Raw genomic sequence first — 16,766 nt, 5'->3', positions numbered from 1 at the left:
ATGAATAATCCAGTAATTGTAGATTGTATCCGCACACCAATGGGTCGCTCAAAAGGCGGCGTATTTAAAAACAAGCGTGCGGAAGACTTAAGCGCTCATTTAATGAAGGGCTTATTAGAACGCAACCCAGCGGTTGATCCAGCATCAATTGACGACATTTATTGGGGTTGTGTACAGCAAACATTAGAGCAAGGCTTTAACGTTGCACGTAACGCATCACTGCTTGCGGGTATTCCACATTCAGTACCTGCTACAACCGTTAACCGTTTATGTGGCTCGTCAATGCAAGCATTACATGACGCAGCACGCGCCATTATGACCGGCGCTGGCGACACTTACCTAATTGGTGGTGTTGAGCACATGGGTCACGTACCTATGACTCACGGTAACGATTTTCACCCAGGCTTAGCTACATCAATTGCACAAGCATCTGGCTCTATGGGCTTAACAGCTGAATACCTTGCTACTATTCACGGTATTAGCCGTCAGCAGCAAGACGAGTTTGCTTATCGCTCACATCAACGTGCACATGCTGCAACAGTTGAAGGACGTTTCCGCCGCGAAATTTTAGCAATGGAAGGTCACGCAGCCGATGGCTCACTTATTTTAGTTGAAGATGATGAAGTAATTCGTCCTGAAACAACGGTTGAAGGTTTATCTCAGCTTCGCCCAGTATTTAATCCGGCTTCTGGCTCGGTTACTGCGGGTACGTCTTCTGCACTTTCTGATGGCGCATCAGCGATGTTAGTAATGAGCGAAGAAAAAGCAAAAGAGCTTGGTTTACCAATTCGTGCACGCATTAGAGCTATGGCTGTTGCTGGTTGCGATCCATCAATCATGGGTTACGGCCCAGTACCAGCAAGTAAAAAAGCACTTGCACAAGCGGGTATTACAATTGATGACATCGACGTAGCAGAGCTTAACGAAGCCTTTGCAGCACAATCACTGCCTGTACTTAAAGACTTAGGTTTAGCAGACGTAGTTGATGAAAAAGTGAATTTAAACGGCGGCGCAATCGCACTTGGTCACCCTCTAGGTTGTTCGGGTTCGCGTATTAGCACATCGCTTATTCACTTAATGGAAGATAAAAATGCAAAATACGGTTTAGCAACTATGTGTATTGGTTTAGGCCAAGGCATTGCCACTGTATTTGAACGTGTTCAAGACTAACTATTAGCTTAAACATGTAAACCATCTTGGTGATTAAAAAGGCGAACTAACCTATGTTAGTTCGCCTTTTTTATTCCCTTCAATTAAGTGAAACCAGCTTTTATGAAGCATAATATATAATTATATTACCCACTATTGCAGACCTTAAGATAAGTAAAATAGTTAAATTACACTTAAAATTACGTTAAACTTGCAAACTTATTAATTGCTATGCTTAAGCACTTCGTACACAGCAATCATTTTAATTAAACAGGCCAACTTAATATGAGCTTTGATAACCCCGATCACCAATTAGATGCCATAGGTCTTCGCTGCCCTGAACCTGTAATGATGGTACGTGCTGCCATTCGTAAAATGAATGATGGTGAAACGTTATTAATAACCGCAGATGACCCATCTACAACTCGCGACATTCCGAGCTTTTGTACATTTATGGATCACACGCTGGTGGCTAAAGATGCAGAAGAAGCACCGTATAGATATGTGGTGAAGAAAGGGCTTTAGCTAAATTTTACCACCTGATTCTAGATTATCTCCATTTGGATGTTGTGAATTACTTGCACCAAACTCATCAAAGCATCCACTATCTTTAGTTCCTTTTACTGATTCTATAAATAATTTTTTTATATTTATCTCTTCTTCAAAAACCTTCATCCAAATACTAAAGAAACCATTTGATAGCATTTCTCGAACAATAGTTCTTTGTAACGTTTCTTTGTCAACACAGTTTTGAAAATCTTCATATGCATTAAGTGCAATCATCCATACATTTAGTCTTTGAACCCTACGATCTTTAGCAACACCACTCAAATCAGAGTTAATACTATTATTTAGCCCTAATAGATTAATTGTATTTATTGCCAGTTGCCTATCATGCTCACTTAACCCATCTTTTGGTTCGATAGTTCCATCTTGCTTATATTGAATAGCTCTGAAGGTATTATCTCTATCGGGGAGAAAAATAGATCCTAAATCGACCTCTTTAGCTCCCTTAGTAGAATTGCAATTCACACAGGCTAGTAAGAAATTACTCCACTCTTTTTGTAATTCGGGTTTTGCAAAGTCGCCGCTTTTAGGCTCAATATGTTCAACAGCTAAATTAGTTTGAATACACCTTTCACAATAGCTGCAGTATTGCCCAATTTTAATGCCACTCCATTCGCCGATTCCCACTCTATCTAAAAGGTAGTCAAAAGCGTCTTCATACCTATTAAATGCAGCAACTGGTGTTGCCCCCTTTTTTACTGGTCTCATAATTCAAAGCCAGTTCTAGCTGTATATTTACGTTCTAGAAAAGCTTGATAAGCTGGGTTATCAGAGTAAGGTTTAATTAACTCAGCTAATTGAGTTTGATATTTTTGATGAAACTCCGATGGTGAAAGCCGATCATTATCTAACGTTTCTAAAAAGCTATGCGCAACTTCTTTTAGTAACTCATATTGAACAGAGACATCAGGCCTATTTACTCCCATGTTTTTAGCAATTTCTTCAATTCCTTTATTCGAATACTCAATCAAAGGCTCACCATCTAACATGATTAGTTCATCGCTTGATCTGAGAGATTGAATTAGAAATGGGGAGTGTGTTGTGCAAATAAATTGAATTTTGGGGAATACAGTTCTCAAATCTTCAATTACACGTCTTTGCCATTTTGGATGGAGGTGTAAATCAAGCTCATCAATTAGTACAACTCCTTCTGTTTTTTCGCAGACACTTTCTTCCAAATGAGGGTTCAATATTGCAGCTCTTCTAGCTATGTCGCAAAAAAGTCCTAATATTGTCCTCTGTCCGTCACTCAAGTGCTCAAATGGTGTGGAGCTTCCATCTTCAAACCTAACCATTACCCTTGATTCATCAAAATCAAATCCAAATCCCACACAACTTTCTAAAGCTTTTTTGGCAGCATATTCGATCGCCATTTTCATTGGTGACTTTATTTTCTTTTGTAATTCTGCTAATTCAAGCTTCAGTAACCAAACAGCAATAGATTTATCATCTGCTCCAGTATGAAAACAATCTAAATAAGGTTCAAACCTTGAGTATTGCTTCTTTGCAGAATCTTCAATATCTATTTTATCTTTAGAGATCCACAGACGATCGCATTCATAAAAAGCAATCAAAGGTAAATCAAAATTAGTACCTTTTTCAATGTAGTTGAGTACGTCACTTCCAAGTGTTGAAAGGTTTAATGAATACTCTTTCCCATTGTAGGTCTTCGTACCGCTATTTTGGTACTGAATAGTTCCGCTTATATATGTCTCACTATTTCCCTCAAAGCGAGTTCTTGTCCACTTTACTTTTCCATAAGTAAAAGTATTAAACCTATTAATAATAGGAAACTCACCTAACGCTTCAATTCTTGTAGTTTGTGCTTTATCAAAACGTCCGTTATTTTCGATCTCCCTAACCTCATCAAATTTAATTGGTCTCAGGTTATCATTACTCTTAATGTAGGCATGAGCCCAGCCAGCTAGGGAAATTGCTACACCTTTAAGCAGAGAGCTTTTACCGCAACCGTTCACACCAACAATCAAATTAAATTCTGAATTCAATGTGAATTTCGAGTCGGAAAACAGTTTAAAGTTTTGAATGAAAATGCTGCTTAACATGGTGTTCGCTCTGTACTAAATACAACTGAAATATGAAAGGACTATAGCATAAGAATATACAAACTCTGTAATTTAGGAGTTAATTAAGCCCACTATAAATTTATTTTTAGGGCTCAATAATTTTTAAAATATTTACTTCTTATTTATCGTCACTTTCGGCTTATCGTAGTCACTGTAATCAATGCTTACTATGTAGGTGCCTTTTATTGCGGGTGTATAGCTAAAGTAATTATAAATAGTATTACAGTCTGCAAGCGCTGGTTGGCCAAGTGTTAGTTTTTGCCCTTCAGGTTGTGCGTCACTATAGCCGCAATTGTAGCCTTCACTAAAATCGGCATCGGCTATTTTAAACTCGTATACTTTTCCTGGCGTACTAAATTTAACTTCTGCTTGGTAAAGCGCTGGACCTACTGGCATAAATTGATACTGAGGCTCAGCATCCCAAAGCGTAAAGTCGCCTCTTAAGTAAATGGTTTTATCTAGCTCTTGTTGTGGCAGTACGTCGTTAATAGAAATTTGGCTAGTACAGGCTGTAAGTAAGCCGGCAATAGCGAGTGTTAAAATTCGTTTCATTGGGAGCATCAGTGAGTATCCTCTACGTTCTGTGAAAACTAAAAAGCCAGCAAATCGCTGGCTTTTTAAATTGCTAAGTTAGCTTATTTTTGTAGTACAGAAATATCTGCAATACCTAAAAATAACCCGCTTAACTGGCTTAGTAGCGCAAGACGATTTTGCTTAACTGCTTCATCGTCGGCCATAACCATTACGTTGTCAAAAAAGTTATCAACACTTTGACGAATACCCGCTAATTGGCTTAATGCCTCTTGGTAGTTTCCATCTGCATAAAGTGGTGCAAGCTCAGTGGTAAATTTTGCCACTTGTGATGCTAATACTTTTTCGGCGTCGTCGCTTAATAAGCTCTCATCAACATCACCCTGATTAGTAATATTGTTTTTAGCCAGGATGTTACCTACACGCTTATTAGCCGCTGCAAGCGCTTCTGCTTCGTCTAATGTACGGAAATGGCTTACCGCTTTAACACGGCGATCAAAATCAACTGGCTTAGTCGGACGGCGTGCAAGCACAGCTTGAATTACGTCTACTTCAATACCTTCATCTTGATACCATGCGCGAAAACGCCCTAGCATAAAATCAAATACATCCGTTGATACATTTAGATTAGTTAACTTATCGCCAAACAGGGTTTGTGCTTTTGCTACTAGGTCTAAAATATCAAGCGGAAGTTCTTTTTCTACCATGATGCGTAGTGCACCAATAGCAGCACGACGAAGCGCAAATGGGTCTTTATCACCTTTTGGTGCTTGGCCTATACCAAAAATACCCACCAGCGTATCAAACTTGTCTGCAATCGCTACCGCGCAGCTAATTAGGTTTGTAGGTAAGTTGTCGCCTGCAAAGCGTGGCATGTATTGCTCGTTTTGCGCAACAGCTACATCTTCAGCTTCTCCATCGTGGCGAGCGTAATGCATACCCATAACACCTTGTACGTCGGTAAATTCCATTACCATTTCGGTCATTAAGTCAGTTTTACTTAATAAACCAGCACGCTTTGCAAGGTCTTTGTCGGCACCTAACTGCTCTGCAATGTAACCGGCAAGCTCGCTAATACGTACAGATTTATCTTTAAGCGTACCTAACTGCTTTTGAAATAAAACGGTATCAAGCGACTCTAAACGGCTTTCTAATGTTTTCTTTTTATCAGTTTCAAAGAAGAATTGTGCATCGGCTAAACGTGGGCGCACTACTTTTTCGTTACCTGATATAACCACACTTGGATCTTTACTTTCGATGTTAGATACAAACAAAAACTTATTTAAAAGTTTGCCGTTTTGATCTAATAACGGGAAGTACTTTTGATCGTCCTTCATGGTGTAAATTAGCGCTTCGGCTGGTACATCTAAAAATGCTTCTTCAAATGTAGCTGTTAAAGTAACTGGCCACTCTACAAGTGATGTTACTTCTTCTAGTAAGTCTTCATCCATCGCGACAACAGCGTTAACTGCGCTTGCAGCCTCTTCTATTTGTGTACGTATTTGTGCTTTACGCTGCTCGTAGTCAGCAATAACATAAGCCGATTTAAGTACATCAAAAATATCATCAGCATGGTTAATACTAATTTTTTCTGGGTGATGGAAACGATGGCCTTGTAGTTGGTTACTTACTTGTTTGCCAAGTATTTCGCCTTCTAGTAACTCATTACCAAATAAAATAGTTACGGTATGAACTGGGCGAATAAATTGTGTTTTATTCGCGCCCCAACGCATAGGTTTAGGGATTGGTAATTTACTTAACGCTTTTGCAATGGCATCTGTCATTAGCGCTTTAGTTTCTTGCCCTGCTACTTTAGCAATGTGCAATAACCAAGCGCCTTTATCGGTTTCAAGTGTTTGCGCTTCACTTACGTCAATACCACAACCACGCGCCCAACCCATCGCTGCTTTAGTTGGGTTACCTTCACTATCAAACGCTGCCTTTGTAGCTGGGCCGCGCTTTTCTACTTCTTTGTCTTGTTGCTTAGCTTCAAGCGATTTTACTTGTAAACCCAAACGACGAGGCGATGCATACCAACTTACACCTTGGTGTGCTAACTCTAGTGTTTCTAGCTCTTGAGTTAAATTTGCAGCAAAGGCTTCTGCTAATTTACGCAAAGCTTTTGGTGGCAACTCTTCTGTGCCAATTTCTACTAATAAATTTTGTGCTGACATTTTACTTATCCTTACACAGCGGGAAACCAAGCGCTTCACGTGCATCGTAATAACTTTGTGCACACGCTTTAGATAACGCACGAACGCGTAAAATATAACGCTGGCGTTCTGTTACCGATATTGCGTGGCGTGCATCTAACAAGTTAAATGCGTGCGATGCTTTCATTACTTGTTCGTATGCAGGTAGTGGTAAGTTAGCTTCAATTAACTTTTGGCTTTCTGCTTCACACTTATCAAACTGTGCAAATAAGTCTTCTACGTTTGCATGTTCAAAGTTATAAGTAGATTGCTCTACTTCATTTTGATGGAACACGTCGCCGTATGTTACACGCCCTAGTGGACCGTCAGCCCATACTAGGTCGTAAATGCTATCTACGCCTTGAATGTACATTGCTAAACGCTCTAGGCCGTAAGTGATTTCACCTGTTACCGGTGAGCACTCTAAACCGCCTACTTGTTGAAAGTAGGTAAACTGCGTTACTTCCATACCGTTTAACCAAATTTCCCAACCTAAGCCCCATGCGCCTAGCGTAGGTGATTCCCAGTTATCTTCTACAAAGCGAACTTCGTGAGTAAGAGTATCAATACCCATTGCCGCTAACGAGCCTAAGTAAAGCTCTTGGATGTTATCTGGCGATGGCTTAAGTACTACTTGAAATTGGTAGTAATGTTGTAAGCGATTTGGATTTTCGCCATAGCGGCCATCCGTAGGACGACGACACGGCTGAACGTACGCGCTCGACATTGGCTCTGGGCCAATCGATTTTAAAAATGTTTGCGGGTGAAATGTCCCTGCGCCCACTTCCATATCAAGTGGTTGAATAATGACACAGCCTTGCTGCGCCCAATAATCCTGTAAAGCCAGGATCAAACCTTGAAAGGTTTTAACGTCATATTTTTGCATATTTGGCTTTTTACTATCTGAGAAGTAGCGTGAAAATTACCCTCAGTATACCTTGTGCACACTCAGGTTTTAAGCAGTTTGTGCGGTTGATAAAATAAAAAAGGAGCCATTAGGCTCCTTTTAAGATGTAAGTATAATTTTTTACACGTCTAAGTTAACTACGCGTAGTGCGTTCGTTTCAATAAAGTCACGACGAGGCTCAACTTGATCGCCCATTAATGTTGCAAACAATTGATCCGCAGCAACTGCGTCTTCAATAGTTACTTGTAACATACGACGAGCGCTAGGATCCATTGTCGTTTCCCACAGTTGGCTAGGGTTCATCTCACCCAATCCTTTATAGCGTTGAATATAGATCCCGCGCTTAGATTCTGTGATCAACCATTCCAAAGCATCCACAAAGTTATCAACAGGTTTTGTTTTCTCACCACGTTGAATATATGCGCCTTCACCAAGGATATTTGCAATGTTAGTACCAGTCACAGCAATACGTTGGTAGTCACGTGATGCAATAAAGTCATGATGAAGTACGTGTGCTTTATCAACACCGTGCTGACGAATATTCACAACCGGGAAGTATAGGTTGCGCTCTGCGTCATGCTCAGTGCCCGCATGGAAAATTGTTGCATCTTCATCACGTTCAATAAGGTCATCAACAAGTTCTTTAGTCCAAGCAATTACTTTAGCTTCGTCTGAAAGGTCATCTGTTTTCAGTTCGCTTTGATAAATTAAACGTTCCATTACCGTATTAGGGTATTTACGTTTTAAGCGCTCAATTACTTTAACTGTGTTTTGGTAATCATGAACGATTTGCTCTAGTGCTTCACCTTCAATCGCACTTGCATCTGCACTTGTATAAAGTGCGGCATTATTTAGTGCTAATGAAGTTAAGTAATCAACGAGTGCTGGATCATCTTTAATATAACGCTCTTGCTTACCTTTTTTCACTTTATAAAGCGGCGGCTGTGCAATGTAGATATACCCACGTTCAACAATTTCCGGCATTTGACGGTAGAAGAAAGTAAGTAGTAACGTACGAATGTGAGAACCATCCACATCCGCATCGGTCATGATAATGATGCGGTGATAACGTAGTTTTTCAGGGTTATATTCATCGCGACCAATACCACAACCTAGTGCAGTAATTAGCGTAGCTACTTCTTGCGAAGATAACATTTTGTCAAAACGCGCTTTTTCTACGTTTAAAATTTTACCTTTAAGCGGAAGAATAGCTTGGTTTTTACGGTTACGTCCCTGCTTGGCTGATCCGCCAGCAGAGTCCCCTTCCACTATATATAGTTCAGATTGGGCTGGGTCTTTTTCTTGGCAATCTGCAAGCTTACCCGGTAAGCCAGCTAAATCCATTGCGCCTTTACGACGTGTCATTTCACGTGCTTTACGCGCCGCTTCACGAGCACGAGCAGCGTCAATAATCTTACCGACAACAATTTTGGCATCCATTGGATTTTCTAATAAGAAATCAGTGAATTTTTCAGCCATTGCTTGTTCAACCGCAGATTTAACTTCGCTTGATACTAGCTTGTCTTTGGTTTGTGATGAAAACTTAGGATCTGGAACTTTAACGCTAACAACTGCAGTTAAGCCTTCACGTGCATCATCGCCCGTTGCATTACTGGTTGTTTTAGCTTTTTTGTTAAAGCCTTCTTTTTCCATATAGTTGTTCAGTGTACGTGTTAGCGCAGATCTAAAACCGGCTAAGTGAGTACCACCGTCACGTTGTGGAATATTGTTTGTAAAACAGTAGATGTTTTCTTGGAAACCATCGTTCCACTGCATTGATACTTCAACGCTGATACCATCTTCTTCACGTTCGTGAGTAAAGTGGAATACACCTTTATGCACTGGAGTTTTATTACGGTTTAGGTATTCAACAAAAGCCTGAATACCACCTTCGTATTTAAAGTGGTCAGATTTATTTTCTTCACGCTCATCACTTAAAATGATACTAACGCCAGAGTTTAAGAATGAAAGCTCGCGTAAACGCTTAGCTAAAATATCGTAATGAAAATCTAGGTTTGTAAATGTTTCACCGCTTGGCCAAAAGCGTAATTCAGTACCTGTTGTTTCAGAGTCGCCAATAATAGCGAGTGGTGCATCTGGCACACCCATAGTATAAAACTGCTGATGAAGTTTACCTTCACGGCGAACTGTAAGCTTTAACTTTTCAGAAAGTGCATTTACAACTGAAACACCAACACCGTGTAAGCCGCCTGATACTTTATAAGAGTTATCATCAAACTTACCACCAGCATGAAGTACCGTCATGATAACTTCGGCTGCTGATACGCCTTCTTCCTCATGGATAGAAGTTGGGATACCACGACCGTTATCTCGTACTGAGACAGAACCGTCTAAGTGAATAGTTACATAAATATCATCACAATGACCTGCTAAGGCTTCATCGATAGAGTTATCAACTACTTCAAACACCATGTGGTGTAAGCCTGTGCCATCATCGGTGTCCCCTATATACATTCCAGGACGCTTTCTTACTGCGTCTAATCCTTTAAGTACTTTAATACTCGACGAGTCATAATTCTCAGACATGGTTAATCCCACTTATCTTGTTATTAGGTTGCCATGTTTCACGTGGAACATTTGTAGTTCTCGTTTCATGGGTTCCACCACAGCAGAAATACTTTCAGATAAAATTGAAGAAATAAAAATTTGAGAACTGCAGTGAGCAAGTAATTGCCCCACTTTCTCTTTTGTATCTTCGCCTAACTCCGAAGGTAAATCATCTATTAGCAATATAGATTGCTTATCTGTCTCTGACTCAATTAAACTATTTTGCGTTACTTTTAACGCATACAATAGCAACTTTAATTGACCGCGTGAGAACGTGTTCTCCACGCTGTTGCCAGCGACACTAAAACTAAAATCAGCCTTATGAGGCCCTTTACTTGTAAACCCTTGGCGAGAATCTCGCTCAAAGCTTTGCTCTAACGCCTCGTTAAGAGATTCAGTCTCTTTCCATCCAGCGTTATAGCTAATTTCTAAATCGCGTATAAGCGTTAATTCTGCACACATTTTATCAAAAAATTGCTGCTTAAACCTACTTATATACGCTATTCTTAATTTATTTATTTGTTCAGCCAGTCTAACAAATTCTTTGTCCCAAAACCTAATTTGGTCAAAATAATTCTTAGGCTTAGTTTTAAGTAGCGCGTTGCGTTGTTTTAATACTTTATTAAACGACTGCCATAAATAAAAAAACTCATGTTCCACGTGGAACAAACCTAAATCTAAAAACTTTCTGCGTTCTTTCGGGCCACCAAAAAATAAAGAATAGCTTTCAGGCGTAATTATTTGTACCGGCATTAATTGCGCAAGCTCAGACATTTTCCTACTTGCTTTACCTTGGATTTTTAAATTAGTTTCACCACTTTGGGTTTTGCTAATACCAATGGGGATCGATAAATCATGAAGCGACTTACGCCCATGAATTACAAATTGTTCTTGCTGATGCGAAATAATGCTTTTATGTTTTGGAGTTCTAAAAGATTTGCCGTGAGAAAGGTAATAAATAGCTTCTAAAAGGCTGGTTTTTCCACTGCCATTTTCACCATAAATTATGTTAACGCCGTTGACTGGTTCTAGCGTCAATGCCTCAATATTACGAAAATATTTGAGGCTCAAATGACTTAAGCTCATTATATATTTATAGTCTTATAAGCGCATTGGCATAACGACATACATAGCTTCTTCATCGCCTGCACCTTCAATAAGTGCGCTGCTATTTGAATCGGCTAATGTAAATAAAACATCTTCAGTTTTTAATGTGTTTAAAACATCAAGTACATAAGACACATTAAATCCAATTTCTAAATCATCACCTTCGTAGTTTACTTCTACCACTTCTTCAGCTTGCTCTTGCTCTGGGTTGTTAGCCGTAATTTTAAGTAAACCGTTTGAAAGATTTAATCGCACGCCTCTAAATTTTTCGTTAGATAAAATAGATACGCGTTGAAAAGCATTTCGCAACCACTCGCGATTAGCTGTAATCACTTTGTCACCACCACGTGGTAATACACGACGGTAATCAGGAAAACGCCCATCAACCAATTTACTGGTAAACGTGAACTCAACATCAATAATACGAATATGGTTAGCACCAAACTGAATTGTTACTAATTCATCATCAGCAACCATAAGGCGCATAATTTCTTGCACACCTTTACGCGGTATAATTAATTGGCGCTGTGTATTAAGTGATTGCGTCAGCTCTTTTTGAGCAATAGCTAAACGGTGGCCATCAGTCGCAACTGTTTTTATATCAGTGTTATCAACCTCAAACGACATACCATTTAGGTAATAGCGTACGTCTTGATTAGCCATCGAAAAATGTGTGCTTTCAAGTAATTTACGAAGCTCTATACGAGTAAGTTGAAACTCAACTTCACCATCCCACTGCTCTAAGTTAGGAAAGTCTTCAGCAGCTAGCGTAGTTAATGAAAAGCGACTTTTACCACTTGTTAAAAGTAGTTGGTGCTCTTGCAAGCTTAAAGTAAGGTCTGAACCATCAGGTAGACTTTTACAAATATCGAGTAATTTTTTAGCGGGTAAAGTTAATTTTGTATCAGCAATATCTTCACCTACAAAAACGCCTGCAACCAACTCAATTTCAAGGTCTGTCCCTGTCATTGATAGTTGTCCGTTTTCTACCACTAACAATACGTTAGATAAAATAGGCAACGTATGCTTACGCTCTATAGCACCCGATACTTGCACTAATGGCTTTAAAAATTGTTCTCTTGAAATTGTTATTTGCATAATAAAGTCAGCCCTAAGATGACAATGTTCTTATTAAATTTTGATAATCTTCTTTTATTTCATGGCTTTCATCACGTAGTGATTTTACCTTACGACACGCATGTAATACGGTGGTATGGTCACGCCCGCCAAATGCGTCACCAATCTCAGGTAAGCTGTGATTAGTTAATTCTTTAGATAATGCCATTGCTACTTGGCGAGGCCTTGCTATAGAGCGACTGCGGCGCTTAGATAGCAGGTCAGATACACGTATTCTGTAATATTCAGCTACTGTACGTTGAATGTTATCTATGGTTACAAGCTTATCTTGTAGTGCTAGTAAGTCACGCAGTGCTTCTTTTACAAAGTCGATAGAAATAGGACGACCCGTAAAATTGGCGTTAGCTATTACACGGTTAAGTGCACCTTCTAATTCACGCACATTTGAACGTAATTTTTTAGCGATAAAAAAGGCCACTTCGTGCGGTAAATTAATTTTACTCTGCTGGGCTTTTTTCATCAAAATAGCAACGCGCGTTTCAAGCTCTGGTGGCTCAATAGCAATAGTTAAACCCCAGCCAAAACGAGATTTAAGACGGTCTTCAACGCCTTCAATTTCTTTTGGGTATCTATCTGAGGTTAAAATTATTTGCTGATTACCTTCAAGTAGCGCATTAAAGGTATGAAAAAATTCTTCTTGAGAACGCTCTTTATTAGCAAAAAACTGAATGTCATCGATCATCAATGCATCAACACTACGGTAGTAACGCTTAAATTCTTCTATCGCATTATTTTGTAGTGCTTTAACCATGTCTTGTACAAAGCGCTCTGAATGCATGTAAACAATTTTAGCATCAGGCTTATTTGCCATAATGCCATTACCTACTGCATGTAATAAGTGAGTTTTACCTAAACCTGTTCCGCCATATATAAATACAGGGTTAAAAGCAGAGCCTGGATTATCAGCAACTTGAGTTGCTGCAGCTTTTGCTAACTGGTTAGATTTACCTTCAACAAAGCTATCAAAGGTATAGTTTTCTTTTATATTAGATTTATAACCTGACTTAGGAGCAGGTTCAACAACAGGCTTTTGTTCTCGTGGCTGTTGTTTTGCAGTTGTTTGCTGAGCACTTGGCGCTGATTGAGTTTCAACAGCTGGCGCAACTTGAGTGTTTAATAAAGGCTTGCTACCTACATCAAAACGCAGCTCTGGTGCTTCTACACCACAAATTTCTACTAATAATTCGTTAATTCTATTTAGGTACTTTTCTCTAACCCAATCAAGCACAAAACGATTAGGTGCATAAATAGTTAAGGTATCTTCGGTACTTTCTGCTTGAAGTGGTCTTACCCACATACTGAATTGCTGCGAAGGCAGCTCATCTTGCAATACATATAAACAACTTTGCCAAACCGACAGATACACAGTTAAACTCCCAGAGATATAATTTTTATTCCCGCACATCATTAATGATTAAAAATCATACATTTATTACGTTCAGTTGGCCAAATAAGCGACCCAAGACTGGGTATTATGAAGGCACTTTATCCACAAGTAAAAGATTGATTTTTATTAAATTGTTGATATCGATGTATAAAATCATTAACAGACTGATTTAAAACAGTTTTCATTTTAAAGACTGAGGAGTGATCATAACAAAATAACACGAAGATCGCGAACCAAATTTACGATCCAATTTACTTTTCCCCCGCTTTTATTCACTTTTTATACAAGGGCTGTGGAAAACTCTTTATTTATGATGATCCTACTTGATCACCCTTATAAGATCCCTTTGAAACAGTAAATAAACCCTATTGAGCTAACGTAATTATGATTGACTTTACATTACTTAATCTATAATATCTCGCGCTCGCAATGGCACCTATGCCAGGATCGCGACCTGTATAGGATGTTTTAACTTTAACCGATCGGATGAGATTGTTATGAAAAGAACTTTTCAACCTAGCGTTTTAAAACGCAAACGTGCACACGGCTTCCGTGCTCGCATGGCAACTGTAAATGGCCGTAAAGTATTAGCACGTCGACGCGCTAAAGGCCGCAAAGTTCTTTCTGCTTAATTTATAAGTGGAAGACTTTAGCTTTGGCAGGGAGTTACGTCTGTTAACTCCCTCGCATTACTCTCGCATATTTAACGAACCCGCTCGGGCTGCAACTCCTTACTTTACTCTTTTAGCAAAACCCAATGACCAAGACAAACCTAGGTTAGGACTTACTGTCGCTAAAAAACGTGTAAAAAAGGCATGCCAACGTAACCGTATTAAACGACTCGCTCGCGAAAGTTTTCGTTTAAATAAACACAATTTAGATAATATCGATATTGTGCTAATGGTTAAATCTGGTGTTGATGAGCAGTCTAATGAAGAGTTAACCAAACAGTTAACTAAACTGTGGCGTAAAATAAATGAACGCTGCAAACCTGGTGCACCTAAACCACCACCTTTTAAAAAACGCCCAAACAAATCAGCTAAATCTAATAAACAACCCCGATAGCAATAGAATTGCAGGGTTAATTAATGTATCTTTAGCTCACCTTTTAATCATGCGTTTAAAATCTCTAATTGAGCCTTTAAATACATGGTATCTATTCACTAAATATACGCAGGGGCATAAACACCATGAGGTTACTAAAACCACTTGTTGCTATTCCAAAGCGTTGTTTAGTGTTATTTATCCGCGGTTATCAAATGTGGATAAGCCCACTACTAGGCCCGCATTGTCGTTTTAATCCAAGCTGCTCTCATTATGCGATTCAAGCAATTAATTTGCATGGATTTGTAAAAGGGAGTTGGTTAGCACTTAAACGCATATTAAAATGCCATCCTTTACATTCAGGCGGAGAAGACCCCGTACCTGAAAAATTAACCCATATTAACCACCAACACGAGAAATAAGAGCTGTTATGGAATCGCAACGCACGTTTTTATTAATCGGCCTAATGTTAGTGTCGTTTTTATTATTTCAAGAATGGAATAACGATTACAACGCACCTAAAGCCGATCCAAGTGCCACAACACAAACACAACAAGCAAATTCACCAGAATCGGATGACTTCATACCGTCATCGTCAGATTCAGGTTTACCTGCTTCAGCTACTTTAGCTAAACGTTCAGTTATTGAAATAACAACTGATGTATTTAAAGTAAAAATTGACACCAAAGGCGGTGACATTGTTGAAGCAGACTTACTCCAATACGAAGAAGTAAAAGGTGAAGAAACACCATTTATGCTTTTAGGTGAGTTTGATGGTAATCAATACTTTTCACAAAGTGGCTTAATTGGCTTAAATGGCCCAGATGCATCTGCAAATGGTCGCCCTACTTATCAAGCAACGCAAAAAGCTTACACGCTAAGTGGTGATGAACTACGTGTACCACTTACTTATGTAGATAGTAACGGCGTAAGCTTTACTAAAACATATGTATTTAAAAAAGGTCAGTACGATGTAGGCCTAGAGTACACAGTAAACAATGCTACAAGCGCACCAGTGCAAGTACAGCTATACACGCAAATTAAGCGCACTGTACAAGAAAAAGGCAGCTTAGTTGATCAAAACTATTTAGGGTCTGCATTCGGCACGGATGATGAACCATACGAAAAATATAGTTTTTCAGATATGGCTGACAAAAACCTAAATAAAAATACCCAAGGCGGTTACGTTGCCTTTATTCAGCATTACTTTGTAAGTGCATGGGTGCCTAAGCAAGACGAAACACATACTATTTATAGCTTAATTACAAAAAGTAACGCGGCTATTATTGGTTCTAAAGCAGAACCTGTAAACATACAAGCAGGCAGTGAACAAACACTAAGTGCTATTTACTACATGGGCCCTAAAGAGTCTGATATTCTTGAAGCGATTCACCCAGACTTAGACTTAACTGTAGATTACGGTTGGTTATGGTTTATTTCACAGCCTTTATTTGTCCTACTTAAATGGTTACACAGTATTTTAGGTAACTGGGGTGTAGCAATTATTGCCATCACTATTATCGTTAAATCGCTAATGTATCCACTGACTAAAGCGCAATATACCTCAATGGCCAAAATGCGTGCCCTTCAGCCAAAAATGGCTGCTCTTAAAGAAAAATATGGTGATGACCGTCAAAAATTCGGCCAAGCTACAATGGAAATGTACAAAAAAGAAAAAGTTAACCCTATGGGCGGCTGTTTCCCTATTTTGTTACAAATGCCAATTTTCTTAGCGTTATTTTACGTATTCTTAGAGTCTACAGAACTTCGCCATGCAGAGTTTGCACTTTGGTTGACTGACCTTTCAGCACAAGACCCATACTACGTATTACCAATATTATTTGGTGCAAGTATGTTTGTGACGCAAAAACTACAACCGATGACGGTTACCGATCCAATGCAGCAAAAAATGATGACCTTTATGCCGGTTATCTTCTCTGTATTCTTCTTATGGTTCCCATCTGGTTTAGTACTTTACTGGTTAGTATCTAACCTTATTTCTATTGTCCAGATGCTTATCATCTACCGTGGCATGGAAAAGAAAGGAATAAAAGTAAGAGGCTAATTGCCTATACCCAAGCCACATCAAGATG

At 39.2% G+C, this 16,766-nt stretch carries 15 protein-coding genes; 6 read left to right on the top strand and 9 right to left on the bottom strand.

The features are described from left to right. Together fadA and tusA are read left to right on the top strand one after the other, a co-directional pair. Window positions 1-1,170 (top strand): acetyl-CoA C-acyltransferase FadA, encoded by a 1,170-nt coding sequence (fadA, locus tag J8L73_RS16985; protein ID WP_211001604.1) that lies wholly within the window; start codon window positions 1-3, stop codon window positions 1,168-1,170. A 264-nt stretch (window positions 1,171-1,434) separates the two neighbouring features. Further along, on the top strand, window positions 1,435-1,674 hold the full coding sequence (gene tusA / locus J8L73_RS16980; protein WP_004335190.1) for a sulfurtransferase TusA: 240 nt from the start codon (window positions 1,435-1,437) through the stop codon (window positions 1,672-1,674). Here tusA and J8L73_RS16975 read toward each other — a convergent pair whose 3' ends face one another. The 9 genes from J8L73_RS16975 to dnaA all read right to left on the bottom strand — a co-directional run bounded on the left by J8L73_RS16975 (window position 1,675) and on the right by dnaA (window position 13,608). Further along, on the bottom strand, window positions 1,675-2,424 hold the full coding sequence (locus tag J8L73_RS16975) for an HNH endonuclease (RefSeq protein WP_211001605.1): 750 nt from the start codon (window positions 2,422-2,424) through the stop codon (window positions 1,675-1,677). It abuts the gene before it with no gap. Then, window positions 2,421-3,779: an AAA family ATPase gene (locus J8L73_RS16970; RefSeq protein ID WP_211001606.1), complete on the bottom strand. Its 1,359-nt coding sequence runs from the start codon at window positions 3,777-3,779 to the stop codon at window positions 2,421-2,423. The genes J8L73_RS16975 and J8L73_RS16970 overlap by 4 nt, the downstream gene beginning before the upstream one ends. Before the next feature lie 132 nt (window positions 3,780-3,911). Next, window positions 3,912-4,361, bottom strand: coding sequence for a hypothetical protein (locus J8L73_RS16965; RefSeq protein ID WP_211018848.1), 450 nt, complete (start codon window positions 4,359-4,361; stop codon window positions 3,912-3,914). A 74-nt stretch (window positions 4,362-4,435) separates the two neighbouring features. Beyond that, a complete protein-coding gene (gene glyS / locus J8L73_RS16960; RefSeq protein ID WP_211018845.1) occupies window positions 4,436-6,505 on the bottom strand; it encodes a glycine--tRNA ligase subunit beta in 2,070 nt (689 codons plus the stop codon). A gap of 1 nt (window position 6,506) precedes the next feature. Beyond that, the gene (glyQ, locus tag J8L73_RS16955) at window positions 6,507-7,409 is read right to left on the bottom strand and encodes a glycine--tRNA ligase subunit alpha (RefSeq protein ID WP_013463645.1); all 903 of its coding nucleotides are present in this window, start codon (window positions 7,407-7,409) and stop codon (window positions 6,507-6,509) included. 141 nt (window positions 7,410-7,550) lie between these two features. After that, window positions 7,551-9,977, bottom strand: coding sequence for a DNA topoisomerase (ATP-hydrolyzing) subunit B (gene gyrB, locus J8L73_RS16950; RefSeq protein WP_058548186.1), 2,427 nt, complete (start codon window positions 9,975-9,977; stop codon window positions 7,551-7,553). Window positions 9,978-9,989: 12 nt separating this feature from the next. After that, window positions 9,990-11,084 (bottom strand): DNA replication/repair protein RecF, encoded by a 1,095-nt coding sequence (gene recF / locus J8L73_RS16945; RefSeq protein WP_211018843.1) that lies wholly within the window; start codon window positions 11,082-11,084, stop codon window positions 9,990-9,992. Window positions 11,085-11,099: 15 nt separating this feature from the next. Beyond that, entirely contained in the window at window positions 11,100-12,203 is a 1,104-nt protein-coding gene (gene dnaN, locus J8L73_RS16940; RefSeq protein ID WP_138683989.1) for a DNA polymerase III subunit beta, read from the bottom strand. 13 nt (window positions 12,204-12,216) lie between these two features. Next, window positions 12,217-13,608: a chromosomal replication initiator protein DnaA gene (gene dnaA, locus J8L73_RS16935; protein WP_138683988.1), complete on the bottom strand. Its 1,392-nt coding sequence runs from the start codon at window positions 13,606-13,608 to the stop codon at window positions 12,217-12,219. Between the two features lie 518 nt (window positions 13,609-14,126). Here dnaA and rpmH point away from each other — a divergent pair. The 4 genes from rpmH to yidC all read left to right on the top strand — a co-directional run bounded on the left by rpmH (window position 14,127) and on the right by yidC (window position 16,738). Continuing rightward, window positions 14,127-14,261 carry a 50S ribosomal protein L34 gene (gene rpmH / locus J8L73_RS16930; RefSeq protein ID WP_004335215.1) on the top strand — a complete coding sequence of 45 codons (135 nt, stop codon included), beginning with the start codon at window positions 14,127-14,129 and terminating at the stop codon, window positions 14,259-14,261. A 7-nt stretch (window positions 14,262-14,268) separates the two neighbouring features. Then, a complete protein-coding gene (gene rnpA, locus J8L73_RS16925) occupies window positions 14,269-14,694 on the top strand; it encodes a ribonuclease P protein component (RefSeq protein ID WP_058548190.1) in 426 nt (141 codons plus the stop codon). A gap of 125 nt (window positions 14,695-14,819) precedes the next feature. Next, window positions 14,820-15,095 carry a membrane protein insertion efficiency factor YidD gene (gene yidD / locus J8L73_RS16920; RefSeq protein ID WP_138612309.1) on the top strand — a complete coding sequence of 92 codons (276 nt, stop codon included), beginning with the start codon at window positions 14,820-14,822 and terminating at the stop codon, window positions 15,093-15,095. An 8-nt stretch (window positions 15,096-15,103) separates the two neighbouring features. After that, the gene (gene yidC, locus J8L73_RS16915) at window positions 15,104-16,738 is read left to right on the top strand and encodes a membrane protein insertase YidC (RefSeq protein ID WP_211018841.1); all 1,635 of its coding nucleotides are present in this window, start codon (window positions 15,104-15,106) and stop codon (window positions 16,736-16,738) included. Window positions 16,739-16,766: the final 28 nt, after the last annotated feature.

Origin of the sequence: Pseudoalteromonas sp. MMG006 (assembly GCF_018101025.1) — a bacterium.
Lineage (GTDB): Bacteria > Pseudomonadota > Gammaproteobacteria > Enterobacterales > Alteromonadaceae > Pseudoalteromonas.
This window is presented reverse-complemented; position numbering and strand designations above follow the sequence as displayed.

Excerpts from the sequence above, each read along its gene's own strand:
- fadA (WP_211001604.1), top strand. The coding sequence starts at position 1 with ATGAATAATCCAGTAATTGTAGATTGTATCCGCACACCAATGGGTCGC.
- tusA (WP_004335190.1), top strand. The coding sequence starts at position 1,435 with ATGAGCTTTGATAACCCCGATCACCAATTAGATGCCATAGGTCTTCGC.
- J8L73_RS16975 (WP_211001605.1), bottom strand. The coding sequence starts at position 2,424 with ATGAGACCAGTAAAAAAGGGGGCAACACCAGTTGCTGCATTTAATAGG.
- J8L73_RS16970 (WP_211001606.1), bottom strand. The coding sequence starts at position 3,779 with ATGTTAAGCAGCATTTTCATTCAAAACTTTAAACTGTTTTCCGACTCG.
- J8L73_RS16965 (WP_211018848.1), bottom strand. The coding sequence starts at position 4,361 with ATGCTCCCAATGAAACGAATTTTAACACTCGCTATTGCCGGCTTACTT.
- glyS (WP_211018845.1), bottom strand. The coding sequence starts at position 6,505 with ATGTCAGCACAAAATTTATTAGTAGAAATTGGCACAGAAGAGTTGCCA.
- glyQ (WP_013463645.1), bottom strand. The coding sequence starts at position 7,409 with ATGCAAAAATATGACGTTAAAACCTTTCAAGGTTTGATCCTGGCTTTA.
- gyrB (WP_058548186.1), bottom strand. The coding sequence starts at position 9,977 with ATGTCTGAGAATTATGACTCGTCGAGTATTAAAGTACTTAAAGGATTA.
- recF (WP_211018843.1), bottom strand. The coding sequence starts at position 11,084 with ATGAGCTTAAGTCATTTGAGCCTCAAATATTTTCGTAATATTGAGGCA.
- dnaN (WP_138683989.1), bottom strand. The coding sequence starts at position 12,203 with ATGCAAATAACAATTTCAAGAGAACAATTTTTAAAGCCATTAGTGCAA.
- rpmH (WP_004335215.1), top strand. The coding sequence starts at position 14,127 with ATGAAAAGAACTTTTCAACCTAGCGTTTTAAAACGCAAACGTGCACAC.
- yidD (WP_138612309.1), top strand. The coding sequence starts at position 14,820 with ATGAGGTTACTAAAACCACTTGTTGCTATTCCAAAGCGTTGTTTAGTG.
- yidC (WP_211018841.1), top strand. The coding sequence starts at position 15,104 with ATGGAATCGCAACGCACGTTTTTATTAATCGGCCTAATGTTAGTGTCG.